The organism is Nonomuraea sp. NPDC023979 (genome assembly GCF_040639085.1).
Classification (GTDB): domain Bacteria; phylum Actinomycetota; class Actinomycetes; order Streptosporangiales; family Streptosporangiaceae; genus Nonomuraea; species Nonomuraea ceibae.
In genome coordinates this window covers 20,412-45,478 of sequence record NZ_JBEZZG010000040.1, presented here as the reverse complement: position 1 = coordinate 45,478, position 25,067 = coordinate 20,412, and the positions used below count along the sequence as shown (strand labels likewise).

Sequence of the window (25,067 nt, the reverse complement as noted above, 5' to 3'; positions counted from 1 at the left end):
CCGGGATCTTCGGTAGCGTTTGTCGGCCAGGGTGAGGGGATGTCCCGTCATTCCGGTACAGCAGGCACGCGGATGGGTTGCCGCTCTTGCAGCGCGGCACGGTGTTGCGTCGGCCGGTCGCCTACCGGCTCGTCCACGACCCGCAGGCTACCGCCCGATCGCGGGCAGCCCGCGCGCGCTCGCGCTGCTGGAGATGAACGCCGGCGAGGAGTCGTCGGCCACGCCCACCGGCCCGGCGTCGTCTACTAAGGATCTTCACCGCTGGGCCCGAGGGCTGGTCCGGCCTGCGTCCGGCTCGCCCTTAGTCCCAGTCCACCCTCACACTGATGGCCCAAGGACGTGTCGACCCGCACGTCGCCGCTGACGACCGGGTGCCAGGCACCCGATACGGACCAGAGAAGTTTCTGGTGTCGCCGCCGGTGGCCTTGGCCGAGCACGTCATGAAGACGCGGTAGAGCCCGTCTCCAGATGTGCACGAGGCGCTTCCCTTGTCGGGGGCGCCGGGCATGTAGCGATTGATCCCGGCTTTGCAGATGCGGGGCTCCGCGTGCGCCGCGACAGGGGTGATCAGAACAGCTGTGCCTGCGGCGACGGCCATCGCGGCGGCGGCGAATTTCCTCATAGGTGGCCCCTCAGTGGTGAGGACGGATGGATGCCGAGAAGCCAACCAAACTTGGGTATGTCGGCGGTATGTTCACCTGCCGCCCTCTGCCGGCAGGTGCGCTGCCCCTCAGACGCGGGTCCGGTGGCCGGCGGGACGTTAGCGGCTGATCACGCCATCGTTGCGCCGGCACCGTCAGACGGTCCCCTGCTGGCCGCTTCTACCTGGGGGAACCTCATGACGCTGTACGCCGCCAACGGCACCCAACTGACCAAGACCACCGCCGCCGTCCCGGTCACCGACCCGATCGTCGAGGTCACCGAGGACCCTGATCGAGGGCTTCCGGCCGGAGGGCACCATCTTTCCCCCGCAGGCGCGCAAGCTGTGGAAGACCGCGGGGACGCTGATCCGGCAGTCGGAGTTCGACGCGATGTTCCCGGCTGCGGAGATCAGCACCGTCAGCCCAGCGACCGGCCCGGCCGCCGGCGGCACGGCGACCACGATCAAGGGCCGAAACTTCACCCTGACCGCGCCGCCGTGACCGGCATCATCCCGAACACCGCGGCGGCCTACCGCAAGCTTTCCGCCCATCTGGCCGAGGCGCGCCTGCGCGGCGACTTCCCCGATTTGATCGACGCGGTGCGCGAGACCCCCCGTCGGCCTGCACTGATCCCGGCGAAATCCTCGCCCAGGTCCCCGACGTGTACCGGCGCGACCGGGCGGACAACCAGCCGGTGGCGCTGCTCCTGGCCGCCGAAAAGGACACGCTGCGGACCCAGATCACCGGTTGGACCTTCGACTACGGCGATCCGCGCCCGGCGGTGCTGGCCTACGTCGGCGATGACGACGCCAGCGGCGAGGCGATCTTGACCGACTGACGCGCCCGAACCAGCGGTTGCTGGTTGGCCGTGGAACAGATCGCGCTCACCCGCGAGCACGTGCTCGAGTACGGGGTCCCGGCCGCGCCCACTCAGTGGGAGGCCGAAGCGCCCGACCTCGCCGCGCTCAGTGGGGATGAGCGGACGCAGCTCGCCGGCCTGCTCCAACCGCTCGCCGCCACGCTGGCCGAAGGCGACGACTAAGGTCCGTGCCCGGTCCCTGCGATGACGCCTCGCAGGTCGGGGATTCGACACGTTCGTACAAGCTCTGACCACGATCGCGCCGCACCATTGACATGCGCACGCAGAAACTCGAACTCTTCATGGAAAGGCGTGGTCCATGAGAAACGCAATCAAGGCAGTCGGCGCCGGCGCCGCAGCGATGGCCATGGTGGCCATCTCCGTCGCTCCCGCCCATGCCGATTCGGCGTGGGGAGGGGAGTACAAGGGCTGCAGCAACTATGTCGTGTTCGACCGCGAGGGCGAGCGCATGTTCGGGATCGGCATGATGACGTGCAACAAGCCCCAGGCGATCATGCGGCCGGAGATCATTGTCTGGGCCCGCAACAAGATCTACAAAAAAATCAAAGGCTGTGTCAAGGCCGGCCGGGGACCCACGTACTGCCAGACCGACAAGCTGTACGTGCCCTATGAGCCGGGCTACCGCTACCAGGCGTACAACGCCGGCACCACCAACTTCGACTACGTCTGGCCGACCTGGACCCACGCCCGCGTCTATGTGACCCGGTGACCGTGGCCCCAGATCGTTCGTATGGCAGCGGGAAGCCGTCCGTCCGGACGGCTTCCCGTCTTTTCGTAGAAGCGACTGACAGGTTGCGCGCTCTGCCGCCGTGGCCTGAGTCCCTGGGCCGCAGGACGATGGTGTGTCAGTACCAGCGCTGGTAGTCGTTCGGGTTGTTCAGGTCGCATCGCCACAGTCCGACCGGGCTGCCGCTGCCTTGCCAGCGCGAGGAGTACCCGTCCAGGCAGGCGTACCACTGGCTCACCGGAGAGGCCAGAGCGAGACTGGAGCCGTTGCTGTAGAGCCTGAAGGTCTGGCCGCCGGCGGCGCCCTCCTTGCAGTCGTAGACGTTGAACTGCCAGCCGAGCTGGCCGTCGGCGGATTCGGGGTAGTCGAGGCAGCGTCCTGAGGCCTGGTTGACGAGCTCCCATCCGTAGTAGGCGGTGGAGCTGTAGTACCGCCACCGCCACTGCTCGGTGATGCCGCGGTTGCAGATCCAGAAGCCGACCGGCGAGTTGTTCGCCCCGTTGCCGCTGGCGAAGTTGTCCAGGCAGTAGGAGTCTCCGTAGGCGCGTACGTGGAAGAAGAACGGATCAGAGTCGTAGACGGTGACTCCGCTCGCCAGTCGCCGCCCGCCGACTCCGTTCGCGACGTTCTTTTTGACCTGCTCGTACGCCTCGACCGCTGAGACGGTGGGAGGCTCCGCGGCCGAGACGGGAGCCGCCCCGAACCAGACGATGAGTACCGCGATGACGATGGATAAGAAGGACCTCATGCCACGCCTTTCTCTGGGGGGTTTGTCTGACCTCAGAATGCGGCGAGATCACCTGCGTGGCTTGTACGAACGTGTCGATCAAGAGAACGGGCACCTCGCAGCCCGGGGCTGGTGCGCGGCAAGAAGGGCGGTGGTGTTCTACCGGTGCTACCTGACCGTGGGGTCTGCGGTGCGCTATGTCAGCGTGGAAGACGCCGGGTGCGAATGCCGCTTGCCGACGCCGAGCGCAACCGCGAACGCGTCCTGGCCGCGGCCCGCCGCTTGTACGCCGGCTACGGCCTCGGCGTCTCCATGGCCTGCATCGCCTGCGAGGCCGGCGTCGGCAAGGCCACCCTGTCGCGCCGCTTCGCCACCCGCGAAGACCTCATCAACGCCGTCTTCGCCGACCGCATGGACGCCTACGCCGCCGTCGGCGCCGGACGACGCGAACGCCGGGGGCTACTGGTCGTCGCTGTCGCGGGTGGCCGTGACGTGCTGGACGGCTACGGTCCGGGCCAGCCAGGCGCGGTCGATCCCCACCGCGGCGGGGTCCTCGTAGCGGGGCTTCTCACCAGCGAGCCGGCGGCGGTCGACGACGTCGCGCTGGAAGGCCTCGTTGTGCGTGAGCAGGCTGTCTTCGAGTGCACGCCCCGGCCCCGGGCTCACCCATTGTCGACGCTGATGTCCCGTGAGACCATCCAGCGATGCGTGTGAATCTGTGGTATCGCCATTTATCCCGCATCCTCCTGGCCCTGGTCACAGCTGCCTTCTCCATCGCATTCCTGGGCCTGGCCACCCCGGCATCCGCCACCGTTCCCGACGGCGACAACTGCTGGTCGGGCGCGCCGGGCAGCCCACCGAGCAAGACCGTCAACGACAGTGCGGCGGTCCAGTGTGACGGTCCAGCGCGCCGCATCGACGCCGCCCCGGCATCCGCCGACCTTCCCGATGGCCACGTCTGCTGGTGGGTCTCGCCGGGCAGCCCGCCGAGCAAGACCGACGCCAAGACCGTCAACTACACCGCGACGGTCCAGTGCGACGGTCCAGTGCGCCGCATCGACCTCACCGTGGAGCTGCTCTACCACGGGCTGATCGGCGGCCCCGGTGTAACCGTGACCGGCCGCACCGACGTTTGGCAGTACACCACCCTGGTCCCCCTGTTCGGCCTCGGCGCCCCCAGCCCGGGCGAGGTGTGCGAGTCCGGCTATTACTCGGGCCGGGCGACCGCCACGGTCCAATACCTGTCGGGGACTCCGGAGTTCATCACCCGATCGACGGGGTCTGGTCCGGTGTTGTTCGACTGCCCGCCGCCGGATATCCCCACGCCCTCGCCGGCGATGACGGTCGTCAACCCGGGCACCCAGAACACGTACCTCCCGGACCGCGTGTCGCTGCAGATGCAGGCCACCGGCGGGAGCGGGTCCTACACCTGGTCGGCGACCGGTCTGCCGCCCGGGCTGACCATCGACACGACGACTGGCTTGATCAGCGGCACGCCCCGTGTAGGAAGCTACAACGTCACGGTCACGGCCGTCGGCGGCGGCCAGGCAAGCACCACCTTCACCTGGCGTATCCGGCGCGATGCCCCCTGCCCCACCTGCTGATCTTGCGCCCCCACGAAAACTCCGCCGGAAAAGCGACGGTGCGTATTGTCTGAGGTCCCGGGTCTGTCCTCCTCTCCGATCCCGCTCGGTGCGGGTAGGAGAGGAGCAACCCGTGACACACGCCGTGAACGATCTTGCGTCGTTACCACGCTGTGCCTGGGTTGGAGCCGCCCGGCTGGATCGCCCTCGTCGGCCTCCTGGTGCCACCCGTGGCCCGGCTCGCCGAACGGCGGGCCACCCTGGTCAGCGCCCGGGTGGCGGATCAGCGGCCGTGATAGTGCGGTAGATCGAGCGGCGGCACCGGGAAGCCGCCTGCGGTCGGCTCTTCGCCGAGCTCCTCGAACTCGGCGTCGACCTGTGCCTTCCTGGCTTCCCTTCGCCGCTGGCCGACGGTGTCGAACCGCATCCAGATGGCCAGTACGCCGACGGCGATGACGGCCCCGAGCGCGATGGAGACGGTTCCCGGGCTCTGCGTGATCGTCCGGACGGCGGCGACGAGGAGGATCCAGCCCAGGTTGACGGGGATGAGGACCTTCCAGCCCAAGGACATGAGCTGGTCGTAGCGCACGCGGGGCAGCGAGGCGCGGACCCAGATGACGAAGCAGAACGTCAGCGCGAACTTGATGAAGAACCAGAGCATCGGCCACCAGCCCTCGTTCGCGCCCGCCCACAGCGAGATCGGGAACGGCGCCCGCCAGCCACCCAGGAACAGGGTGACCGCGATGCCGGAGGCGGTGAACGTGTGCAGGTACTCGCCCATCATGATCAGAGCGAACTTCAGCGATGAGGAGTACTCCGTCTGGAACCCGCCGACCAGCTCACCTTCACCCTCGGGCAGGTCGAACGGAATCCGCGCCGCCTCACCGAACATGCAGATTACATACACCAGGAACGACGGCAGCAGCATGACGCCGTACCACAGCGACGTCTGCGCGTTCACGATCTCCGAGGTCGACAGCGTCCCGGCGAAGATGAAGACGGCCACGAACGACAGGCCCATCGCGATCTCGTACGAGACGACCTGCGCCGCCGACCGCAAACCACCGAGCAGCGCGTACGGCGAGCGCGACGACCATCCGGCCAGCACCACCCCGTACAGCGAGATGGCCCCCATCGCCAGCATGAGCAACACCGCCACCGGCAGATCGACCAGCTGCAACGGCGTCTCGTGCCCGAACATCCACACCTTCGGCCCGAACGGCACGATCGAGAACGCCACGAACGCCGGAACCACCATGATGACCGGAGCCAGCAGATACAGCACCTTGTCCACGGTGTTGGGGAGAAGATCCTCCTTCAACCCCATCTTGATCGCGTCCGCCACCGACTGCAGGATCCCGAAGGGTCCCGCCCGGTTGGGTCCGATGCGGTTCTGCATCCTGGAGATGAGCTTGCGCTCGAACCAGACCCCGAACACGACCCCCAGCGACAGGAAGAGGAACAGGAACACCGCCTTGACGATGGTGATCCCCAGCGGATCCCTGCCGAAGTCGGCGAGCGTGGCTCCCATGACGTGCTGCCCCTTCCCGTCCCGGCACGCCGTTCGGCCGGGAGCGGAAGGTCACGCTATTCGGCGAGCCGCCCGGTGTCTTGAACGAATGCGAACAGCTGCGCGGGCGTCAGCCGCGACATCGCCCTGACCTCCCGGCTGAGATGCGGCTGGTCGGCGAAACCGCAGCTCAGGGCCGCGTCCAGGGTGGCTGACGGGCGGCGCCAGCTGTCCACGGTCCGCTGGAAGCGGGCGATCCGGGCGACGGTCTTGGGTGACAGACCCACCACTCTGCGGAATCCGAGCTCGACATACCGCCTGCTGACACCGAGCTCGGCGGCGAGGCCCGCGATCGTGCGCGGACAGTCCGGGGCCTGCAGCCGCCACCAGGCGCGCATGATCAGATGGTCGCGTCCCGGGCCGGGGCGCAGCCACGCCGTCAGGCGCTCCCACAGCAGGGCGAAGCGCTCATCCCAGCTCGCTGACTCGCCCAGCCGCCCCGCCAGCTCCTCGGCCCGGACTCCGAGGAGGTCAGCGAGCGGCACGGTCGCCCCGGCCACTTCCCGGACCGGCGCGCCCGTCAGCGCGGACATCCCGGCGGGGGTGAGCCCGACCGCCATCCCGTGACGCCACGGCGTGTGGACCGCGAACGTCGCGGTGGCGCGCGGGCCGGTGACGATCGGGCTCATGCCGGTGAAGTCGACGATCAAGGTGGCCGCGTTGAGCGGCAGCATCCGCGCGTCTTCCGCCGTCCGCGTCCGGAACCCCGCCGCCCCCAGCGCGTACGGGCGCAGGTGCGGCGGCGACCGCCGCACGATCATCTCGTACGGCTCAGCCTGCCTCAGCGCGGGCACCGAGTGGATCATGCCGTGGCCGGCGGGAGCATGGCGCGTGCCTGACGTGCGTCAGACACGTTCGGAATCCTTCATGTGCCTAGCATGCCTGACACCAACAACACCGAAGATAACTGGTGGGCCCACGGGGCATGGCGCGTGGACCTCCCGGGCGATGGATGTCCTTGATCGAGCCTCGGCTGCCGCTCGCTCCAGCTCGATCGGGGCCAGCGGGGCCCTTCCTCGAGGGGTAAAGCGGGTCCTGCTGGTCTCGGTAAAGCCGTGCTTGGCGTAGAACCGGCGCGCCTGGGTGGAGTCGCGGAGTGGTCCACAGATGCACGTCGTCGTACCCGGCATCTCGCATCCCGTCCAGCACGGCCGTCAGCAGGGCCCACGCGATGCCGCTGCCCCAGACGTCCGGGCCGGGAAGCGGAGGCCCCGAACACGGCGGAGCCCCCCGGCCGGTCGTTCAGCTGCGCCAGCAGGATCGTGTCCCCACCCTCGGCCAGAACGCGGTGCGCCGCAGGCCCCCCGACCGGCCCAGGCAGGGTCCGTCACCGAACGATGCGACGGTCAAGGCTCTACAGCTCGTTATGCCGTGTTGGGGCGCTGCTCCTCGGTGATCGTCGACTCACGGGCGCTGTGACGTTGTTGAGAACGGGTGAGGTGGAGAAGCTGACGGGTCGCCGTGCTCGTCGTCGAGCTGGAGGCAGGGTGCTGCCGCCGACGTGGCCCTTGGCCTGGCTGAGGAGGATTGGGGAGCCGGAGGGGATGGCGTGTCGCCGCAGGCCGGCCTCCGGGTTTCTGGAGCAGCCGTGCTCTGAGCGGCTTGATGGGAACGCTCCAGAAGGTCCGGATGCGGTCCCCCGAGTCGACCAATGCGGACACCGTGAACACCGTCCACAGAGCCGTCCCCCCACCCTTGCGACTGCCGCACCTGGTCCAGTGCCTTCACCATGAGCGGGATGAGCAAGCCCCAGGTGCGGACGCGAGAGCACAACAGCCAGCAGGCCGCCCGCTTGGCCACGCCTGCCAGGTCGGTCAGCCATTCGGCGGCGCGGAAGTGCCGGGCTGGACCGGCGATCAGGACGGCCGTCTCCAGCAGGGGTCCCGGCTACCGGGACCCCGTCAGGCAAATCCGTTGGAAATATCCCTGGGATACAGCGAGGCCGACAAGTGGCGCGAATTCCTCCGCGAATGGCAGGCGCGCATCTGACCTGCGGTTGAGGAGGATGGGCGTGCGTGGCGCGATACCGGTCATGGAAGGCAGCCGACGACAGGCCCTGCACAGTTTCAAAGAAGAGACGCATGAGAGCCGCGGTGTTCTACGGCAAGGAAGACCTCCGCATCGAGGAGGTGCCGGAGCCGACTCCCGGACCGGGTCAGGTGAAGGTGCGCATCGCCTACGCCGGCATCTGTGGATCTGATGTGCACACGTACTTCAGCCCGGAGTCGAACCCGTTCGACCTGGAGACCCCGCACCCGCTGACCGGAGCCAAGCTGCCTCAGATCATGGGGCACGAGCTCGGCGGCACGATCGTCGAACTCGGATCAGGCGTCACGGGCATCGACGTCGGGGATCGCGCTGCCGTTCACCCGATCGTGGCGACCTGTGGAGAGTGCGCCTCGTGCCGCCGCGGCGTCCCCATGACCTGCCGGCTGATGGCGTCGCTGGGTACGAACGCGAACGGCGGAGGTCTGGCCGAGTACGTCGTCGTCAACGTCTCGCAGCTGCATCTGATCCCGGAGGGCCTGGAGCTGCGCATGGCGACGCTCGTCGAACCGATGGCAGTGGGCTGGCACGCGATGGTGCGCAGTGGCGTGCAGGCGGGCGGAACCGCACTCGTCCTCGGGGCCGGGCCGATCGGCATCGGCGCATGGAACGCGCTGCGTGCCCAGGGTGTGGAGAAGCTGCTCGTCTCGGAGCCGAACGCCGAGCGGCGCGGTGCGATCGCCGCGCTGGGGGCCCGGGTGATCGACCCGGCCGGCGACGACCTCGCCGCGGCCGTGAGCGAACTGACCGGCGGCGAGGGCATGCAGGCCGTCATCGCCGCCGCCGGAGCGCCCGCCGCCTTCACCGCAGGCGTGGCGAGTCTCGCACCCGGGGGCCGGATGGTCGAGGTCGCCGCATACGAACGACCGGCCGAGATCCAGCCGACCGATCTCATGATCGGCGAGCGCGAGCTCGACGACGTCGTCGACGCCATCCACGCACTGCGCGCCGGTCAGGGCTGGAAGATCCTCATCCGCATCGGCTGACCACCGTCACCGGGGCAGGACCGACAACGTCCTCGGACGGCCGTCACCAGAACGGAGCACTCCAATGACCGACGCCATGGCGCTACCACCGTACGACCCCGAGCTTCTGGTCGCCGACCGCACCCTGTTCACCCCGGTGATCACCGATCACGAGGTGTTCCAGTCGCTGCGCAGCGCACCGGAGATGACCATCGACATGTTCCAGGAGTACTCGACCAGCACGATCTTGTCCACGAAGAGCACACCGTACCCGTCCCTGAAGGCCAGATGATCCTCTCGATCGTCCGGCCGCGCAGCGCGGCCCAGCCGCTCCCCTGCCTGTACGACATCCACGGTGGCGGCATGATCCTCAGCAACCGGTTCTCAGGGCTGCTGCCCGAGGTACTACAGCTGATCGCCGGCAACCAGCTGGTCCTGGTGTCTCCCGAGTACACGCTCGCACCCGAGGCCCGTGCACCGCGGGCCGCCGTCGAAAGTCACGCCGGGCTGAAGTGGGTCGCCGAGCACGCCGGCGAACTCGGGCTCGCCGAAGGACGGCTCTGAGGCGGCTAACGAGACTTCCGTCCGCATGCTGGTCACCCCTCGCTCCTGATCCGGTGTTCATGGTGAACGTGCGGTGGCTGGCCCATGCGCCCAGCTATGCTGCAGGACGACTGCGGCACATACGCGCCGCTCTATGCGTCCAGCACGGCCAGGGTTTCCCGCAGCCAGCCGATCTCGGTTCTGCTGGTCGCGGTGGCGATCGTGAACAGTCCTTTGCGGAACGGATCGTCGAAGTCGGCGGCGCGCAAGGGCCGGTCGCCGTCCCAGAAGAAGCTGGCCGGTTCGGTGAGGAAGGCCAGCCTGCGTCGCAGCACTCCCGCTTGGAGTGCAGGCTCGTCGAGGTGGCGCAGGAACGCCAGCATCGTGAACCAGCGATTCTCATCGGTGATGAACGGCTCATCCGGTTCGGCGAGCCGCCGCCGCAGCTCGGCGCGCCCGGCGTCGGTGAGGGTGAGTACGTGCCTGGGCGCGGCCTGAGCGCCAGGCTGAAGGTCGCGTTCGAGCAGGCCGTCGCGCTCCAGGCGTTTGATCGCTGGGTAGAGGGTGCCGTCGGCGATGGGCCGGACGTGGCCGGTCAGGGCGGCTACGCGTTTGCGCAGCTCGTACCCGTGGAGCGGCTCGTCGTAGAGGAACCCGAGGATCGACAGCTCAATCATCCCCGTAGAATACATCGACAACTTAGTATCTCGACAGTTAGATACCTCGGAGGAGATGGTCATGAGAGATGCGCAGGTGCTGCCGGACGGGAGCCGGATTCGCTGGGCCGAGGTGGCCGGGCGCGAGCCGGTCCGGGTTTATGTGCACGGGCTGGGCGCGGCGGCAGCGCCGTACTTCCTGGAGGCCGCGAGCAGACCGGAGCTGGCCGGACACCGGAGCCTGTTCGTTGATCTGCTGGGGTTCGGGACCAGCGATCGACCCACCTCGTTCGGCTACAGCATGGAGGAGCACGCGGATGCACTCGCGACCGCATTGCGTGCGGCGGACGTTCGCGCGGCACAGGTGATCGCGCACAGCATGGGCGGGACGATCGCAGTGCACCTGGCTGAGCGGCACCCCGAGCTGGTGGCCGAGCTGGTGCTGGTGGACGCCAACCTCGACCCGATCCAGCCGACGCCGCGCCCGACCATCGCCACCTACACCGAGGACGGGTTCGTACGGCACGGCTGGGACGAGACCCTGACCCGGGTCGGCCCACACTGGGCGGCCACCATGAGGCTTGCCGGCCGCGAGGCACTGCACCGGAGCGCGGTGCACCTCACGCAGGCCGATGTACGGGAACGGCTGCGGAGGCTGCCGATCCCGCGCGCCTACCTCTACCCGGCCATCGACGGCGAGCTCGCCGGGGCGGCCGAGCTGGAGACCTCCGGGGTACGGCTGATCGCGGTCCCGGACACCGGCCACAACATCATGATCGACAATGCGAAGGCGTTCGCCAGCGAGGTGGGCGGCTTGCTCACGAGATCGTGAGCAGCGCTTCGGCTGCGCGATCGGGGCTGTCTGCCTGGCCCATGGTCAGGCAGTCTTCGAACGCCGATCGTTGTGACGGCTGACGCGCCTGGCACGACTGTTCCACAAACCCGCAGGCCGGCATGCCCAACCTGCGGCGACACGCCATCCCCGCCGACTCCCCAATCCTCTACAGCCAGGCCAACGGCCACGTCGGCGGCAGCACCGCGCCTCCAGCACGACGACGAGCACGGCGACCCGTCAGCCTCTCCACCTCACCCGTTCTCAACAACGTCACAGCACCCCTGAGCCGACGATCACCGAGGAGCAGCGCCCCAACACGGCATAACGAGCGGTTGAGCCTTGGCCTCTACACCGGGGCCACGCGGCCTGCCGAGGCAGGCGCTGCGCCGTGCTGGTCGACAAGTACAGCATCGTCCGCTCGTTTGCTGGACGAGTCCAAGGCTCGGGGTGCGGCGGCTGGGGCAAGGTTCTGGCCGCAGTGCGTGTTCTGCCGGATCTGACGCGCCGCGGCGCGTCTCCCGCAAGCCCCTCGCGTCGTAGGAGATCGACGCCTCCCTGGTGACGGCTGAGCGTCCTGCTCCCCCGCTCAGATGTCAACGGCTCTGGACCGTGACCTGATGCAGGGATGAATCTGTCGGGTGATCTTCTCGGGCACGACGGCATCGCACCACCTGGGAGAAGGTTGCCTACACGACCTCCAGGCAGACAGTCATCGGCACAAGGAGGGGTCACATGGGCGCGCCGAAAGGGCTGGGCGGAGATATCGCTGATAGAAGGTGGTTTGGTGGCGAAGGGGGCAGGGTGACGGACGACGCTGAGGGGCGGCGCGGGGCCAGTCCCGCTCTGCGGACGCCACAGTTCCTGGCTGGGCTCGTCCTCGTCACCGCCGTGGTGATCATGCTGGACGTGTCCACGGGCACCGCGGTCCGCTTGTACCCACTGTTGATCTTCCTGCCAGCCATCGTGTCAGGGCTCGGGGTGGTGTGGCAGACAGCTGTCGCCGCAGCGTGGGTGCAGGTGGTGGTGGTCGGCACGGCGATCTACCTGCGTGGCGAGCCCAACGACATCCTGTTGGCGGCCGGGTTCACCGGCCTGTTCGGGTTGCTGAGCGTGGCCGGGTGCCGCTACCGGGTTAAGCGGGAGGCGGAGGTCTTCCGGTTGCGTTCGGCCACCTCCGCCCTGAGGCAGCTCCTGGTGCGCCCGCTGCCTCTGCGCACGGCGGAGATCGTGGCGGAGGGCCTCTACCAGCCGGTAGAGGAGGACACCATGATGGGCGGCGACATGTACGACGTGGCCGTCGCCCAGACCGGCACCCGGGTGCTGATCGCGGACGTGCAGGGCAAGGGCCTGTCGGCGATTGGGATGGTGGTCGCGCTGCTGGGTTCGTTCAGAGAGGCGGCCCACCGGGAGGAGACACTCACCGGCGTAGTGGCCGCACTGGAGAGCTCGGTGGTCAGGCACAACTACTTCGCGGCTCAGAACGGCGAGCCGGAGCGGCTGGTCACCGCGCTCATCCTGGACATCAAGGACGCCTCGCTGACCGAGGCGGTCGAGGTGGTCAACTGTGGCCACATCGCCCCGTACGTGGTTCAGGGTCGTGACGTCCGGCAGGTGGACCTGGGGCAGGCGGAGGTCCCCCTCGGTCTGGCGGCGCTGGCTCCGGCGCCGCGAGCAGGCGTGTCGTTCAGATTCGCGCGCGGTGCACGCTTGCTGTTGTGCACGGACGGAGTGACCGAGGCGCGGGACGCGGACGGCAGGTTCTATCCCTTGGAGGAGCGGTTGCGCGCGTGGGCCGCGGACCCGCCCACCAGTCTCGTCCGCGCGCTGAGCGAGGACCTGCATGCCTTCAGCGCGGCCGGTCAGCACGATGACACCACGATGCTCATGCTGCGCAGGACTGGGCCGTCCTGACCTCTCGGGCGCACCGAAGCCCGGACTCAGCGGCACGAGCCGCGCTCGTCGTCTCGGCATCGCCGAGGTCATGCCGCCATTTCCGCCATGGTCGGTGGCGGCCTATAGATGATGCGCATGCCGGCGTAATGCCCATGGAGCAGAGCGACGGAGCCCGGGCCTGGCTTGCTGTGGCGAGCGCAGCGCCGCGGGCATGGCGCCTTGTACGGCGCGCTCAACCCCGGCCGGATCGACGTGGAACGACTGCGCCAGTGCTGGCCGAGCTGCCGTTACCGCGCTGGCCGGACGGACGGATCGTGCTGGCGGTGGATGTGTCGCCGTGGCTGCGCTCGGACGCGCCCTGCTCGGCCGAGCGGCTGTTCTGCCATGTCTACGGCCGGGCCAAGAGCGCCTCGCAGCTCATCCCGGGCTGGCCGTACTCGTGTCGCGGCACTGGAGATGGGCCGCAACTCGTGGACGGCGCCGCTGGACGTGGTGCGGCTGGGGCCGGCCGACGACACCACCGCTGTCACCGCCGCCCAGCTCCGGGCGTCATCGAGAGGCTGATCTCAGCCGGCCAGTAGCGCACAGGGGACCCGGACGTGCTCATCGTGACCGACACCGGCGACGACATCACTCGCCCGGCCTACGTCCTGCGTGACCTGCCCGTCGAACTGCTGGGCCGCATCCGCTCCGACCGAGTGCTGCGCCGCCCGGCACCCTCGCACGAGGAGTTCCTACGAGCCCACCCAGGGGCGGACGCCCGCCCAAGCACGGCGGCGAGTTCGCCCTGGCCGACCCGGCCACCTGGCCTGAACCATCGGTGAGCACGATCACCGATACCGCCCATTACGGCAAGGCCCAAGCATCGGCCTGGGACCGGCTACACACGGCTCACCCACCGCGCCGCCTGGCTCGCCTCCTGGTCAAAGACCTGCGTCACCCGTGGGAGAAACCGGCCTGCCTGGGGCGGCTCACACCCGCTCGCGTCCGGCGCGGGTTTCGGAACCCCCGCCCGCTCCTCGCCCAACCGGCCAGCGCACCCAAACCCTCCAGAGCCGGCCCGCGCCCCGCTACGACGTCGGCAGGACCATCAAACGCGGCCGCACCCCTCGCAGCACTCCAACAATCCGGACAATGAAGAAGAAGCTAGGTGTGAACATCTCGGCGCAGCCGAGTCGATTTCGTGCTCGGCCGCGCCGACGTGCCTATGGGGTAGCGATCAGTCGGCCTGGTCGTCGGGGTCGGACCTCGTACCCGTGTCGAACCTCGCTGTCACGGGCGCGGTGCTCCAGTCGCTCACCTCATCGCCCCTCTCGACGCGCAGCAGCCGTGCCTGCGTGGCTTCCATCAGTTGGTCGGCGCCAGGTAGGAACTCCGGGCCGTTGACGAAGTGCATGACGGCTCCGACGACGTCGTGGCTGTCGTCCTCGTCGAGGGCCTCGGCGTCGAGCGGCCTCCAGCCCGTTGCGGTGGCCGCCGCGAGTAGGCGAGCGGGGTCGTGAACGTGCACCTCCAGCAGGCTGATCGTGCGTACGACCGGCCCTGGGAAGGCGTCGAGGCGGGCGTCATGCGGCGTGCGGCTCTCAAGGTCGCCACCGAGGCCGGCCGAGTCGCCGCGGCCGCGCCGCAGGGACGCCCACGTGCCGGCCAGCTCCGGAGCGTCGGCCCAGGTCCCGTTCACGACATCGGCCAGCGTACGGCGGAAGGAGGCGGCGGGCGCGTCGGGCAGAGCCGCTGCGATCCGCTCCGACTCAGCGCGGGCGGCGGGGCCCAGGCCGTTCTCCAGCACCGAGGAGAGAAGGTAGGCGGCGTGCTGAGCGAGGGCGGGATCGGTGCAGGTCAGTATGGCATGCAGGGTCGCGGGCTGGCCGGAGCGCTCGACGAGGGCGTACACCCTGCTCTTGGCGCGGGTGTGCTCGCAGTGGAAGGCGCGAGGGACGGCAGAGGTCATGAGGGGTTCTCCATCAACGTGAGGTACGTGGAAAACCGCTGGTGGGCGCGGTACGGCCACGCCCCCTGACGGAGAAGTCCTGCCCGCTGGTGCTGCTGGTACGGCCAGCTGCCCGGTTCGGTGTTTGCATCGTACCGCTTGGGTGTTGTTTCGGACCGGCGGGCGGCCGGAGAAGCACCCGCGGCGGGAGATCGTCAACGCCATCCTTTACGTGGTACCTGCCTACCGACCTGCCTTCCTTGCAGACCGTGTACTGGTGCTTCCAGCAGTGGGAGCAGACCGGCGTGACCGAGGCCCTGCTGCGCGAGCTGCGCATCAAGGCTCGCCGCCAGGACGGCCGTGATGGCGAGCCTTCCGCGGGAATCATCGACTCCCAGAGCGTCAAGGGCGCCGACACTGTCGGGCGTGACAGCCGCGGCTATGACGGACAAGAAGGTCAACAGCCGTAAGCGGTTCATCATCACCGACACCACCGGCCTGCTGGTCACCGTCGCGATGCTGTCGGCGTATCTGACCACCCCGATCCGGCACGTCTTCGCCGATCAGGGGTTCGCCGGCCGATTGGTGGACTGGATCCGCAGCACCCTGCGCATCAGGTTGGAGATCGTCCGCAAGCCCGCTGATCAGCGAGGCTTCAGCGTCATCACTCGGTGGTGGGTGGTGGGTGGTGGAAAGGACGCTGGCGTGGCTGACCGCCTGCCGCCGTCTGACCCGTGACTATGAGCGAGGCCCGAGGTCTCTGAGGCCATCGTTCGCTGGGCCGCGATTGCCGGTATGGCTCGCCGTCTCACCCGCAGGGGCCCTGCTCGGCGACAGGCCAGAATCGTTTGCGACTGACGAAGATCACCAATCTCAAACACTCACTCGGACGGGGGTGTTCACAAGTGTGTCGGAGCAGAAATCGAGCGGGAGCCTGGAGATCGCTTCCTCGGGATGGGCTGATCCGTTCCCAGCTGGTCCCGGCGGCGTCGTGCCAGTATGTCGTCATGGCCGAGGGCCTCGTGAAGATCTGGAAGAGGGAAGAAGGGTGGGGTGTGATCGCCTCGTCCGAATGACCCCAAGGGGCCGATGCCGTGGTGCACTTCAGCGACATCCTTGCCCCGGGATACCGGACGCTGGAGATCGGCGGCCGCGTGGAGTTCGAGGTCGTCTGCAGAGGCCGACGTGCTGGCGGCCCTGACCATCGCTCCCGGCTTGGCTCCGCGCACCGTCGAGAGAGTCACTGTCTCCACCGCCATGTTCTGGAGTTCAGGGTGGAGCTTGAGAGCGTCCGCGCTGCGCCTTGTCGTCACGGCGCTGCACAGGCGGTACAACCGCCGGCAGTTGGGTCGTCAGCGTCGCGCGCCGGCGGCGCCCGGCCCCTGGGCGCAGGCGTCAGGGGTCCCCGGTGGAGTGGTCCGCCAGGCCAGATCCGCCGGCTCCAGCCGCTCGGCCACGTCGCGGCGGAGCGGCAGCAGCTTCCCCGCCACCGTGTGCACCACCTCGGCCTCCCCCGAAGGCGAGCCGTGCGGCCGGGTGCCCTTCACCCGCGACCAGCGGGACTGCGCCTTCACCACGCCCGGCCGGGCACGGAAGGCTCCACCCCCAGGAACGCGCACCGCTCGTGCCAGTCGGAACGGGGGTGCGCGCCCTGGGTGCGTTGGTCCATGCCGTTGGTTGTTCTCCTCGATGGCCGGCATGCCCGTCGTCCAAGGGGTCGGGGGGAGCCTCAGGCGGTGACGGCCGAGCCCGAGGCCACCGACTGGTAGGCGAGCTCGATGACGTGCACCGCGTACGCGCCGTCCTCGGGCGAGACGGCGGTCGGCTCGTCGTCCGCGATCGAACGGGCGAAGCTCTCCACCCCGGCCGCGATCGAGTTGTACTTCCAGGTGCCCGGCTCGTACGTCGTGCCGGGCAGCGGCGATCCTGCGTGGTCACGCTTGCCGCGGAAGATCATCGCCGGAGGGTTCTGGTGCTGGTCGACGACGATGAGCCCTTCGGTCCCGTGCACTTCGAGGCGCTCGTTCCACGGCCCGCCGGAAGTGAAGGTGGACTCGACGGAGAAGAGCGCGCCCGACCGCATCCGGCCGGCCACGACCGACCAGTCCTCGACCTGGCTGACGTCGACGAGACGCTCCGACAGCGCGCGCAGCGAGGCGACCTCGCCGAACATCCACTTCAGCAGGTAGAAGGAGTGGGCGCCGGCGTCGATGATGGTGCCGCCGCCCGAGCCGTCCTGGCGTCCCTTCCACAGGCTCGGGTTGCCGAGCCGCCCGAACTCGTTGCCGCTGATCAGGGTGCGGACGAGGGTCACGTCCCCCACCTCGCCGCCGGTGACGGCGTCGAGCGTCGCCTGATAGGCGGGGACGAACCGGGTGTTCTCGTTCACGGTGAACTTGAGGCCCTTGTCGGCCGCGAGGGCGACGAGCTCGCGCGCGTCCGCGGCGCCGACGGTCATGGGCTTCTCGATCAGTACGTGCTTGCCCGTCTCCAGGAACTCACGCGCGATCTTGTAGTGCAGGTGGTGGGGCAGGACGAGGTCGACGGCCTGGATCCGCTCGTCCTCGAGGAGCCGTCGGTAGTCGGTGCCGGCCTCGGCGCCGAGCGACTGCGCCGTCCGGGCGGCGACGTCCTGGTCGAGGTCGCAGACGACCACGGCCTCCAGGCCGGCCGCCCGCTGGAAGGCGAGATGGTGGGCGAGCTGGTAGATCTCGCCGAGGCCGACGACGCCGAAGCGTACGGGTCCGGTCACTGGTCAGCGCCCCCTTCGAGGCGCTCGCGAATGATGCGCCGGTTGTGTGTGAGTGAGTCCATCACCCGTGACTCGTGCCGGAAGACGGCGACCGACAGGACGCCGTCGAACCCGGTTTCCCGCAGCGCGTCGAACACCTCGTCCCAGTCGATGTCGCCCTGGCCGATGTCGAGGTGCTGGTGGCTGCGCACCCCCGGGCTCCCGGGGTTGAGGAAGGTGCGGCCGGGCAGCAGCGTGTCGGCCAGATGGACGTGGTCCATGGTGTCGCCCGCGTAGGTGATGATGTCGCGGTTGACGTTCTTGAGGTGGCCGCGTTCGTCCTCCACACCGGTGAGGTAGAAGGTGTGCGGCACGCAGTGCAGGTAGGTGACGTGGTCGCTCTGCAGGCCGCGGATGAAGTCGACGGCGCCGACGCCGGACTCCTCCCAGTCGCCCGGGTGCGGTTCGAGGGCGATCGTCAGGCCCTCGGACTCCGCCAGCGGCAGCACCTCCTCCAGCGAGCGGCGCATCGCGGCCTCGCCGGCCTGCGGAGCGCCGGGGTGGCCGGTGAACTCGGAGTTGATCCGGTCGCAGCCCAGGTCGACGGCCAGCTGGATGGTCTGCTTCCAGTAGCCGACAGCCGCCTGCCGGATGTCCTCCTCCGAGCTCCCCCAGGCCTGCTCGATGAAGATGGACGCGATCCCGACGTCGTGGGTCTTCGACGCCTCCGCGATCTCGGCGATCTTGGCCTTCGACGCCCGCCTGCCGCCGTAACTCGGCATCACGTCGGGCCGGGGCGAGAGCTCCAGGTAGTCGAAGCCTGCCTCCCGTACGGTCGAGAACACGGTGTCGATGGGCTGCGGGCGCAGCATCCAGGTATCCGTGGCGATCTTCACAGGTTCCTCACTGATAATCGTGCCGGTCCAGGTCGTTCTGTCAGGTCAAGAGCGCAGCGCTCATCGCCACTGCTCGGCCCATCCGTCGAAGAAGTGGGTCGCCGCCACGGCGGTCGACTCGTAGTAGCCGTAGCACCCCTCGGTGGTCACGAGCGTCGGCAGGCGCAGTGCGGCGATGCGACGTCCGAGGACGCCGAAGTCCTCGGACTGCAGGCGGAGCGCGCCGAACCCCTGCTCCCACTGGGCGTCGTATCCCAGGGCGAGGACGAGGTACGTGGGCTCGAAGCGGCCGATCGCCTCCAGCGCGGTCTCCAGCGCGGGCGCGTAGGCGGTGAAGTCCGAGCCGGTCGGCAGCGGGAGGTTGAGATTGCTGCCGGGAGCGTTGGGACCGCCGGTCTCCTCGGCGAACCCGGCGACGTGGGGCCAGCCTTCGGCATGGATCGAGATCGTCAGGATCGACGGGTCGTCGTAGAGCACGGTCTGGGTGCCGTTGCCGTGATCCTGGTCGATGTCGAGCACGACGACCCGGCCGCTGCGGGAGAGCTCACGGGCCGCGATGGCGGCGTTCGCGAAGACGCAGAGCCCTCCGCCCACGGTGGACAGGGCGTGGTGCCCCGGTGGACGACTCGGCACGAGCACCATCGCCGGCGGCTGCTGACCGGCGGGCTGCGCGGCGACCGTGCCGGCGAGCCAGCGCGCCCCCTGCCCGGAGGCCGCCGCGCTCTGCAGCGCTCCCTCGCACACCGCGGGGGTGGCCCGCGTGACCTCGTCGAAGAAGTACTGCGCGTGCCGGCCCTCGAAGGTGCGCGGCTCGGAGACCCGCAGCTCGGGAAGGGCGATCACGTTCAGCGGGAACTTCGTCAGCCCGTCCGGCCGCCGGGTGCCCTCCTTGACGAAGTCGACGTAGTCGCCGCTGTGCACGGTCAGTGCCGCCGCTCCGTCGTCCGGCTCCGGTACGAGCCGCGTCACGTTCGGGAACGCGCTCCGGAAGGCCGCCAGCGTGGCCGTGACCGAGGTCGGGTAGACGATGTCGGGGAACTCCTGGTGTTCGACGTAGGGCGAGGTCATCTCCGCGATGACCGGCTCGTTCTTCGCAGTGGCCTTCATGAATCCCCCAATCGGCTCAGTGCCACCCGAATGGTGCGCACCAGCCAAGTAGTGACGAACCGGAGAAGAACCGCGGCTGCTCCTGCTGCCAGCAGGACGACAGCGACCACGGCTGTCCTCGGGCTCACTTCGAGCTTGATGTCTTGGAACATCCGCAACGGCAGCGTCACCGCTGACGGCCCGGACATGAACGTGGAGATGACGACGTCGTCGAACGCGGCGAGGAAGGAGAACACGAAGCCGCTGGCCAGTGCCGGGCGAAGCGCCGGCAGCAGCACGTGCCGGAGCACCGAGAGCGACCCCGCGCCCAGGCTCCGCGCGGCGTTCTCCAGTCGCCGGTCGAGGTTGCGCAGGGCCGCCGCCGTGATCGACACCGAGAACGGCAGCCCCAGGACCAGGTAGGGCAGGATCAGGCCCAACTGGGTGCCGACCATGCCGTGCGGCGCCACCAGCACGAAGAACCCGAGGCCGTAGATCATCGGCGGGACGATCAGCGGCATCGCGACCAGGACGGCGATCGGCAGGCGAGGCCGGCGCGGACCCCGTACGAGCCCGAAGGCTCCGAAGCTGCCGATGACGACGCTGAGCACGGCGGCGCTGGAGGCGAGGCCCAGGCTGAGGAGGGTGGAGCCGATCCACCGCTCGTCGGCGAAGTAGTCGGCGAACCACCGGGTGGAGTACTCCTCCGGCGGGAACGTCAGGTACGTCGCGTCGCTGAAGGCCCAGATCGCCACCACGACCAGGGGCGTGACGAGCAGCGCCGCGCCCACGACCCAAGTGCCCAGCAGGATGGGCAGGCGGAGCCTCCCGACGACGTCGAGAGCGGTGTCGAGAGCGGTGTCGAGGACCCGCGCCCCGCCGTCGCGCGAACGGCGGCCGGGCCGGGCGGTGGGGGTCGTCGCCTTCGCGCCTTCGATGGACAGTGAAGGCGCGAGGTAGCGGAAGAGGACGGCGAACAGCGCCAGGACGACCAGCAGGAGCAGCACGGCCTGCGCCGCGGCCCCGGCGGGATCGACGAGGTTGGAGAACTGCACGAGGATGGACTGCGCGATGAGCGCGTCACCGGGCCCGCCGAGCAGCGCGGGCGTCACGTAGAAGCCGAGCGTGCTGATGAAGACCAGGGCGGCGGCGGCCATGACCGCCGACGACGTGGCCGGCCGGTACACGTGCCAGTGCGCGACGGCGGGCGAGGCCCCGAGGCTCTGCGCGGCGCGCACCGGAGCGCGGTCGATGCCGCTCATCACGCTGTAGATCGGCAGCAGCGCCAGCGGCAGCAGGATCTGCACGGTTCCGATCAGCATGCCGGTCTGGTTGAAGACCAGCTCGGGGGCGGTGTCGACACCGAACAGGGCGAGCGCCTCGGCGACGAGCCCGCTCGGCGCGAGGATCGCGATCCACGCGTAGGAGCGGATCAGGATGCTGGTGAAGTACGGCACCAGGACCACGACCATCAGCACGCCGCGCAGGCGCTTGGGCATCCGGGTGAGCGCGTACGCCATGCAGTAGCCGAGCACGACGCAGATCCCGGTCGAGAGCGCGGCGATGACGAGGGTGCGGCGTATCGCGCGCCAGAAGACCGGCGAGGTCACCTGCTCGCGGTAGTTGTCCAGGGTGAAGCCCTGTCCGCTGCGGAAGCTGTCGACCAGCAGTGAGCACAGCGGGACGACGAACAGCAGGATCAGGACTGCCAGGAGCGGTACGAGAGTGAGCCACCGGCGGTCCGGCCTGCGCTGTGAGCGGATGGGCAGGCCGCCGGTGAGCTGCTGGGGGAGGCTGTCGACCGACATGGATCTCCTACTTCGAGGTCGTCTTGAGCAGACGGACGCGGGCTACTTCGAGGCCCATGCCTGCCAGCGCTCGATGGCGACTTCCTCGTTGGACTTGTCGGTCCCCGGGGCGGCGGCGGTCCACCACTCGTAGTCCTGGGTCACGGCCGAGGCGACGTTCTGCGGCGAGGTGGGCAGCAGGGCCTTGCGGTCGTCGGGCAGCAGGTCGAACGCCGCCTGGCTCGCCGGCGAGTACGGGATCGCCTTGGCGAACTCCGCCTGGGGCTCGGGCTCCATCATGAAGGCCAGGAGCTTCTGCGCGTTCGCGGCGTTCTTGGCGCCCTTGAGGATGGCCCAGTTGTCGTACTGGAGGATCGACTGGTTCCACGTGCTGGTCACCGGTGTGCCCTTGTCGCGGGCGCCGGCGACACGGCCGTTCCACGCGCTGGCCACCGTCACCTGGCCGCCGGTCAGCAGCTGGATGGGCTCGGCGCCGGTCTCCCAGAACTTCACCAGGTTCGGCTTGAGCCGGTCCAGGCTCGCGAACACCCGGTCGTAGTCGAGCGGGTAGAGGTCCTCCGGCGCGACGCCGTCGGCCAGCGCCGCGATCTCGAACGTCGCGCCCCCGGCCCCCCACGAGCCGGGGGCGAGGGTCCGCTTGCCGGGGAACTTCTCGACGTTCCAGAAGTCCGCCCACGAGGTCAGCGCCTGGTCACCGAGCTTGCCGGTGCTCCACGACGGGACGACGGAAATGTAGTAGGCCGGGACCGCGTCGTCGGCGGCCTTCGCCGGGCCGATCTTGTCGCGGAGCCCGTCCTTCCAGAGCGAGTAGTCGACCGGCTCCAGCGCCGCGCTGTCGCGGAAGCGCTTGAGCACCGCGCCGTTGGGGTTGACCAGGTCGAAGGCCGGGGCGCCCGCCTTGACGCCCGCGAGCACGACGGCGGCGTCGAACTCACCGGAGCTGAGCACGACATCGATCCCGGTCTGCTTCTCGAACGGGTCGAAGAACGCCTGCTTCATCGCCTTGCCGAGGTCACCGCCCGGGTCCGGGACGACGACCTGGCCGGCCGAGGAGCCGCCTCCTAAGTCGCCGCCGCTCCCGCACGCAACAGACGTGAGCAGGCAGCTGACCGCCAGGAACGTTCCCAGCGCGGTCTTCCGGGGATGCTTCATCGGCCGAACCTTTCTGTGGTGCACATCTGTGTCGCGGATGGGAGTCCTGATCGGCAGCCCCCTGGCTGACGTGCCGCCGATGTCACGACGAACTCCGGTCCGCGACGTGGTAACCCCGTGCCGCCCGCGAATCCCAATGGACGGCGACCTGGTCGCCCACGGCCCATCGGGTCTCTTGGAGGTTCTCGATCGAGAGGCGCGCGTTCAGGTTCCCGATCGCGGTCTCGACGACATGCAAGGCCGTCGCGCCCTCGTACAGCACTTCGCTCACCGTGCCCGGGACGGCCGGAGTTCCGGCGCTCTCCACGGGCAGCAGGGAGATGTTCTCCGGGCGCACCCCGACCTCCACCCTGGAGCCGGGCGTGAGCGACGCCGCGTTCTCCACCTCCCGCAGGTGGTCCGGGCGGTCGCCGTCGAGAACGACGCCGATCCGGCCGTCGGCGCCGGGAACGGCGCGGCCCTGGAAGAAGTTGGTCTCCCCGACGAAGTCGGCGACGAACGCGCTGGCCGGCCTCGCGTACAGGTCGGTGGGCGTACCGAGCTGCTCGACGGCGCCGTCGTTCATCACCGCGACGCGGTCGGCCATCGTGAGCGCCTCGCCCTGGTCGTGGGTCACGTAGATGACGGTGGCGCCGAGGCTGCGCTGAAGGCGTTTGATCTCGACCCGCATGTGCTCGCGCAGGCGCTTGTCGAGCGCGCCGAGCGGCTCGTCCATGAGGAGCAGCGCCGGCCGGAACACGATGGCGCGGGCGAGCGCGACCCGCTGCTGCTGGCCGCCGGACAGCTGGTCGGGGAACCGGGTCTCGTATCCGTCGAGTTTGACCAGCTCAAGGGCGTGCTGAATGTGAACGCGCTGTTCCCGGGAGGACATCCTGCGCATGCGCAGGGGGAATCCCACGTTCTGCGCGACGGTCATGTGCTTGAACAGCGCATAGTGCTGGAACACCACGCCGATTCCGCGTTTGTGCGGCGCCAGCCGCGCGACATCCCGGCCGTCGATCCGGATCGCACCACTCGTGGGCTGCTCGAATCCGGTGAGCATGTTGAGCAGCGTCGTCTTTCCCGCACCGGAAGGACCCAGGATCGCCAGGAATTCACCGCGGCGAATGCTCAGGGAAATGCCCCGCACCGCCTCGACGGTTCCGTACCTCTTCGACAGGCCGTCCAGCTCGACTTCACCGCCCGTCGCGATCTGGTCGACGGACTGGACGTCCTCCGTCATCTCGGACATCCTCAACTCCTCAATAGAGTTGCAATCAATGCAACGCGTATGGCTGAGAACCTAGGCAGGCGCGCTAAGAGTGTCAAGAGGTTTCCTTCGAATGAACGTCGGGCTAGGGTTATGGAGGCGCTTTCGCCCCAGACCCGGCAGAACCCCTTAACCCGAATGAGGCTTTGGATGTTGTTCTCAGTGCAACACTTCTTATTGTTCGGCACACTCAGCGGAACATCGAGAAGTTTTCCGGAAACTGTCAGTCCACGATCTTGGTAGGGAGAGAATCATCTCTATGCCAGACAAGCGATCAGGGGACAGCGGCGACCTCGGCAACGTGTCGCACATCAGGCGTGGCCTCATGGTTCTCGAGCACCTGGCCATCAAGGCCGCGACGGCCGCCGAGGTGGGGCGGCTGGTCAACGTGAACCGCAGCAGCGCCCTGCGGATCCTCAGCGACCTCGTGGACGCCGGCTACGTCGCCCGCGACGACGTCACCAAGGAGTTCACCATCCGCCCGGAGCGGTTCTACGGGCTGATCGCCAACCACCCCGCCCACGAGCAGCTGGTGGAGAAGGTCGGCCCCCTGCTCAAGCGGCTGACCGCGGCGACCGGCGAGGCGTCGCTGTTCGCCGCGCCCGCCAGCGGCAACATGGTCTACGTCCAGTACCAGCCCTCATCGGAGGTGCTCACCCTCCGCGAACGGCTCGGCACCGTACGGCCCGTCCACTGCTCCGCGGTGGGCCGGGCCTACCTGTCGACGCTCGACGACCCCGCCCTCGACGAGGTCCTCGGCACACTGAACTACTCGGGCGGCACCGAGCGCGCCCCCAAGGGACCGCTGGAACTGCGGCAGCGGGTGGAGGAGGCGCGCAACGCCGGCTTCGCCCTCGACATCGACGAGACCCTCGTCGGCGCGTCCTGCGTCGCCACCCCCCTGACGCACAACGGCAGGTGCATCGGATCGATCGCCGTGTCCGGGCCGACCTCCCGCCTGCCGGAGAGCCGTCTCATCGAGCTCGGCGCCACCCTGGTCCACGAACGTACGCACGCGTTGTGAACCGGAACTGAACCGCGCAGCCGTCCGGCGCGGCGCGACAGCGGCGGAACGCTCGTGCCCGCACCCGTCCGGCACTGCCGTCTGGGTGCGGGCGGTATCCGCAGGCCGCCCGGTGAGGCGCAGTC

The 25,067-nt window shown here is 68.9% G+C and carries 28 protein-coding genes and 1 pseudogene; 17 read left to right on the top strand and 12 right to left on the bottom strand.

What is annotated here, in order from left to right; translation table 11 throughout:
* The first annotated feature begins 1,031 nt into the window (after positions 1–1,031).
* The 4 genes from AB0G11_RS42200 to AB0G11_RS42185 all read left to right on the top strand — a co-directional run bounded on the left by AB0G11_RS42200 (position 1,032) and on the right by AB0G11_RS42185 (position 2,230).
* Positions 1,032–1,142: an IPT/TIG domain-containing protein gene (locus AB0G11_RS42200; RefSeq protein ID WP_357592489.1), complete on the top strand. Its 111-nt coding sequence runs from the start codon at positions 1,032–1,034 to the stop codon at positions 1,140–1,142.
* Positions 1,143–1,302: 160 nt separating this feature from the next.
* Positions 1,303–1,479 (top strand): hypothetical protein, encoded by a 177-nt coding sequence (locus AB0G11_RS42195; protein WP_357592487.1) that lies wholly within the window; start codon positions 1,303–1,305, stop codon positions 1,477–1,479.
* Between the two features lie 30 nt (positions 1,480–1,509).
* A complete protein-coding gene (locus AB0G11_RS42190) occupies positions 1,510–1,683 on the top strand; it encodes a hypothetical protein (protein WP_357592485.1) in 174 nt (57 codons plus the stop codon).
* 136 nt (positions 1,684–1,819) lie between these two features.
* Entirely contained in the window at positions 1,820–2,230 is a 411-nt protein-coding gene (locus AB0G11_RS42185; protein WP_357592483.1) for a hypothetical protein, read from the top strand.
* A 136-nt stretch (positions 2,231–2,366) separates the two neighbouring features.
* Here the strand turns inward: AB0G11_RS42185 and AB0G11_RS42180 are convergent, their stop codons facing one another.
* Positions 2,367–2,996, bottom strand: coding sequence for an RICIN domain-containing protein (locus tag AB0G11_RS42180; RefSeq protein ID WP_357592481.1), 630 nt, complete (start codon positions 2,994–2,996; stop codon positions 2,367–2,369).
* Between the two features lie 204 nt (positions 2,997–3,200).
* On the opposite strand from AB0G11_RS42180, the gene AB0G11_RS42175 reads away from it, so the two are divergent.
* The 3 genes from AB0G11_RS42175 (at position 3,201) to AB0G11_RS42165 (ending at position 4,854) form a co-directional block, all read left to right on the top strand.
* Entirely contained in the window at positions 3,201–3,689 is a 489-nt protein-coding gene (locus AB0G11_RS42175) for a helix-turn-helix domain-containing protein (RefSeq protein WP_357592547.1), read from the top strand.
* Positions 3,680–4,579: an Ig domain-containing protein gene (locus AB0G11_RS42170; RefSeq protein WP_357592479.1), complete on the top strand. Its 900-nt coding sequence runs from the start codon at positions 3,680–3,682 to the stop codon at positions 4,577–4,579. Before AB0G11_RS42175 ends, AB0G11_RS42170 begins: the two co-directional genes overlap by 10 nt.
* Before the next feature lie 152 nt (positions 4,580–4,731).
* Positions 4,732–4,854, top strand: coding sequence for a hypothetical protein (locus tag AB0G11_RS42165; RefSeq protein WP_357592477.1), 123 nt, complete (start codon positions 4,732–4,734; stop codon positions 4,852–4,854).
* Here the strand turns inward: AB0G11_RS42165 and nuoH are convergent.
* Both nuoH and AB0G11_RS42155 read right to left on the bottom strand, forming a co-directional pair.
* On the bottom strand, positions 4,842–6,089 hold the full coding sequence (gene nuoH / locus AB0G11_RS42160) for an NADH-quinone oxidoreductase subunit NuoH (RefSeq protein ID WP_357592475.1): 1,248 nt from the start codon (positions 6,087–6,089) through the stop codon (positions 4,842–4,844). The genes AB0G11_RS42165 and nuoH overlap by 13 nt on opposite strands.
* A 56-nt stretch (positions 6,090–6,145) precedes the next feature.
* Positions 6,146–6,922 (bottom strand): helix-turn-helix domain-containing protein, encoded by a 777-nt coding sequence (locus AB0G11_RS42155; protein ID WP_357592473.1) that lies wholly within the window; start codon positions 6,920–6,922, stop codon positions 6,146–6,148.
* Positions 6,923–8,209: 1,287 nt separating this feature from the next.
* On the opposite strand from AB0G11_RS42155, the gene AB0G11_RS42150 reads away from it, so the two are divergent.
* From AB0G11_RS42150 to AB0G11_RS42140, 3 genes are all read left to right on the top strand, one after another.
* Positions 8,210–9,160 (top strand): alcohol dehydrogenase catalytic domain-containing protein, encoded by a 951-nt coding sequence (locus AB0G11_RS42150; RefSeq protein ID WP_357592471.1) that lies wholly within the window; start codon positions 8,210–8,212, stop codon positions 9,158–9,160.
* A gap of 64 nt (positions 9,161–9,224) precedes the next feature.
* Entirely contained in the window at positions 9,225–9,431 is a 207-nt protein-coding gene (locus AB0G11_RS42145; RefSeq protein ID WP_357592469.1) for a hypothetical protein, read from the top strand.
* The gene (locus tag AB0G11_RS42140) at positions 9,428–9,703 is read left to right on the top strand and encodes an alpha/beta hydrolase fold domain-containing protein (protein WP_357592467.1); all 276 of its coding nucleotides are present in this window, start codon (positions 9,428–9,430) and stop codon (positions 9,701–9,703) included. Before AB0G11_RS42145 ends, AB0G11_RS42140 begins: the two co-directional genes overlap by 4 nt.
* 131 nt (positions 9,704–9,834) lie before the next feature.
* On the opposite strand, the gene AB0G11_RS42135 is transcribed toward AB0G11_RS42140, so the two are convergent.
* Positions 9,835–10,359, bottom strand: coding sequence for a PadR family transcriptional regulator (locus AB0G11_RS42135; RefSeq protein ID WP_357592465.1), 525 nt, complete (start codon positions 10,357–10,359; stop codon positions 9,835–9,837).
* Positions 10,360–10,420: 61 nt separating this feature from the next.
* On the opposite strand from AB0G11_RS42135, the gene AB0G11_RS42130 reads away from it, so the two are divergent.
* From AB0G11_RS42130 to AB0G11_RS42115, 4 genes and pseudogenes are all read left to right on the top strand, one after another.
* A complete protein-coding gene (locus AB0G11_RS42130; RefSeq protein ID WP_357592463.1) occupies positions 10,421–11,170 on the top strand; it encodes an alpha/beta hydrolase in 750 nt (249 codons plus the stop codon).
* 735 nt (positions 11,171–11,905) lie between these two features.
* On the top strand, positions 11,906–13,084 hold the full coding sequence (locus tag AB0G11_RS42125) for a PP2C family protein-serine/threonine phosphatase (RefSeq protein WP_357592461.1): 1,179 nt from the start codon (positions 11,906–11,908) through the stop codon (positions 13,082–13,084).
* Positions 13,085–13,212: 128 nt separating this feature from the next.
* Positions 13,213–13,446: pseudogene (locus AB0G11_RS42120) on the top strand (hypothetical protein); the annotation flags it as partial.
* A 219-nt stretch (positions 13,447–13,665) separates the two neighbouring features.
* Positions 13,666–13,890, top strand: coding sequence for a hypothetical protein (locus tag AB0G11_RS42115; protein WP_357592459.1), 225 nt, complete (start codon positions 13,666–13,668; stop codon positions 13,888–13,890).
* Between the two features lie 395 nt (positions 13,891–14,285).
* Here the strand turns inward: AB0G11_RS42115 and AB0G11_RS42110 are convergent, their stop codons facing one another.
* A complete protein-coding gene (locus tag AB0G11_RS42110) occupies positions 14,286–15,017 on the bottom strand; it encodes a hypothetical protein (protein ID WP_357592457.1) in 732 nt (243 codons plus the stop codon).
* A 239-nt stretch (positions 15,018–15,256) separates the two neighbouring features.
* On the opposite strand from AB0G11_RS42110, the gene AB0G11_RS42105 reads away from it, so the two are divergent.
* Together AB0G11_RS42105 and AB0G11_RS42100 are read left to right on the top strand one after the other, a co-directional pair.
* Positions 15,257–15,466, top strand: coding sequence for a hypothetical protein (locus AB0G11_RS42105; RefSeq protein ID WP_357592455.1), 210 nt, complete (start codon positions 15,257–15,259; stop codon positions 15,464–15,466).
* The gene (locus tag AB0G11_RS42100; protein WP_357592453.1) at positions 15,438–15,734 is read left to right on the top strand and encodes a hypothetical protein; all 297 of its coding nucleotides are present in this window, start codon (positions 15,438–15,440) and stop codon (positions 15,732–15,734) included. The genes AB0G11_RS42105 and AB0G11_RS42100 overlap by 29 nt, the downstream gene beginning before the upstream one ends.
* 614 nt (positions 15,735–16,348) lie before the next feature.
* Here AB0G11_RS42100 and AB0G11_RS42095 read toward each other — a convergent pair.
* The 7 genes from AB0G11_RS42095 to AB0G11_RS42065 form a co-directional block, all read right to left on the bottom strand.
* The gene (locus AB0G11_RS42095) at positions 16,349–16,573 is read right to left on the bottom strand and encodes a hypothetical protein (protein WP_357592451.1); all 225 of its coding nucleotides are present in this window, start codon (positions 16,571–16,573) and stop codon (positions 16,349–16,351) included.
* A 152-nt stretch (positions 16,574–16,725) separates the two neighbouring features.
* Positions 16,726–17,748 carry a Gfo/Idh/MocA family oxidoreductase gene (locus tag AB0G11_RS42090; RefSeq protein WP_357592449.1) on the bottom strand — a complete coding sequence of 341 codons (1,023 nt, stop codon included), beginning with the start codon at positions 17,746–17,748 and terminating at the stop codon, positions 16,726–16,728.
* Positions 17,745–18,623, bottom strand: a complete 879-nt coding sequence (locus tag AB0G11_RS42085; protein WP_357592447.1) for a sugar phosphate isomerase/epimerase family protein — start codon at positions 18,621–18,623, stop codon at positions 17,745–17,747. Before AB0G11_RS42085 ends, AB0G11_RS42090 begins: the two co-directional genes overlap by 4 nt.
* A 60-nt stretch (positions 18,624–18,683) precedes the next feature.
* The gene (locus tag AB0G11_RS42080; protein ID WP_357592445.1) at positions 18,684–19,730 is read right to left on the bottom strand and encodes a hypothetical protein; all 1,047 of its coding nucleotides are present in this window, start codon (positions 19,728–19,730) and stop codon (positions 18,684–18,686) included.
* Entirely contained in the window at positions 19,727–21,517 is a 1,791-nt protein-coding gene (locus AB0G11_RS42075; RefSeq protein WP_357592443.1) for an ABC transporter permease subunit, read from the bottom strand. Before AB0G11_RS42075 ends, AB0G11_RS42080 begins: the two co-directional genes overlap by 4 nt.
* Before the next feature lie 42 nt (positions 21,518–21,559).
* A complete protein-coding gene (locus AB0G11_RS42070; protein ID WP_357592441.1) occupies positions 21,560–22,669 on the bottom strand; it encodes a polyamine ABC transporter substrate-binding protein in 1,110 nt (369 codons plus the stop codon).
* 82 nt (positions 22,670–22,751) lie between these two features.
* Positions 22,752–23,891 (bottom strand): ABC transporter ATP-binding protein, encoded by a 1,140-nt coding sequence (locus AB0G11_RS42065; RefSeq protein WP_357592439.1) that lies wholly within the window; start codon positions 23,889–23,891, stop codon positions 22,752–22,754.
* A gap of 286 nt (positions 23,892–24,177) precedes the next feature.
* On the opposite strand from AB0G11_RS42065, the gene AB0G11_RS42060 reads away from it, so the two are divergent.
* Positions 24,178–24,942 carry an IclR family transcriptional regulator gene (locus tag AB0G11_RS42060; RefSeq protein ID WP_357592437.1) on the top strand — a complete coding sequence of 255 codons (765 nt, stop codon included), beginning with the start codon at positions 24,178–24,180 and terminating at the stop codon, positions 24,940–24,942.
* The last annotated feature ends 125 nt before the right edge of the window (positions 24,943–25,067 follow it).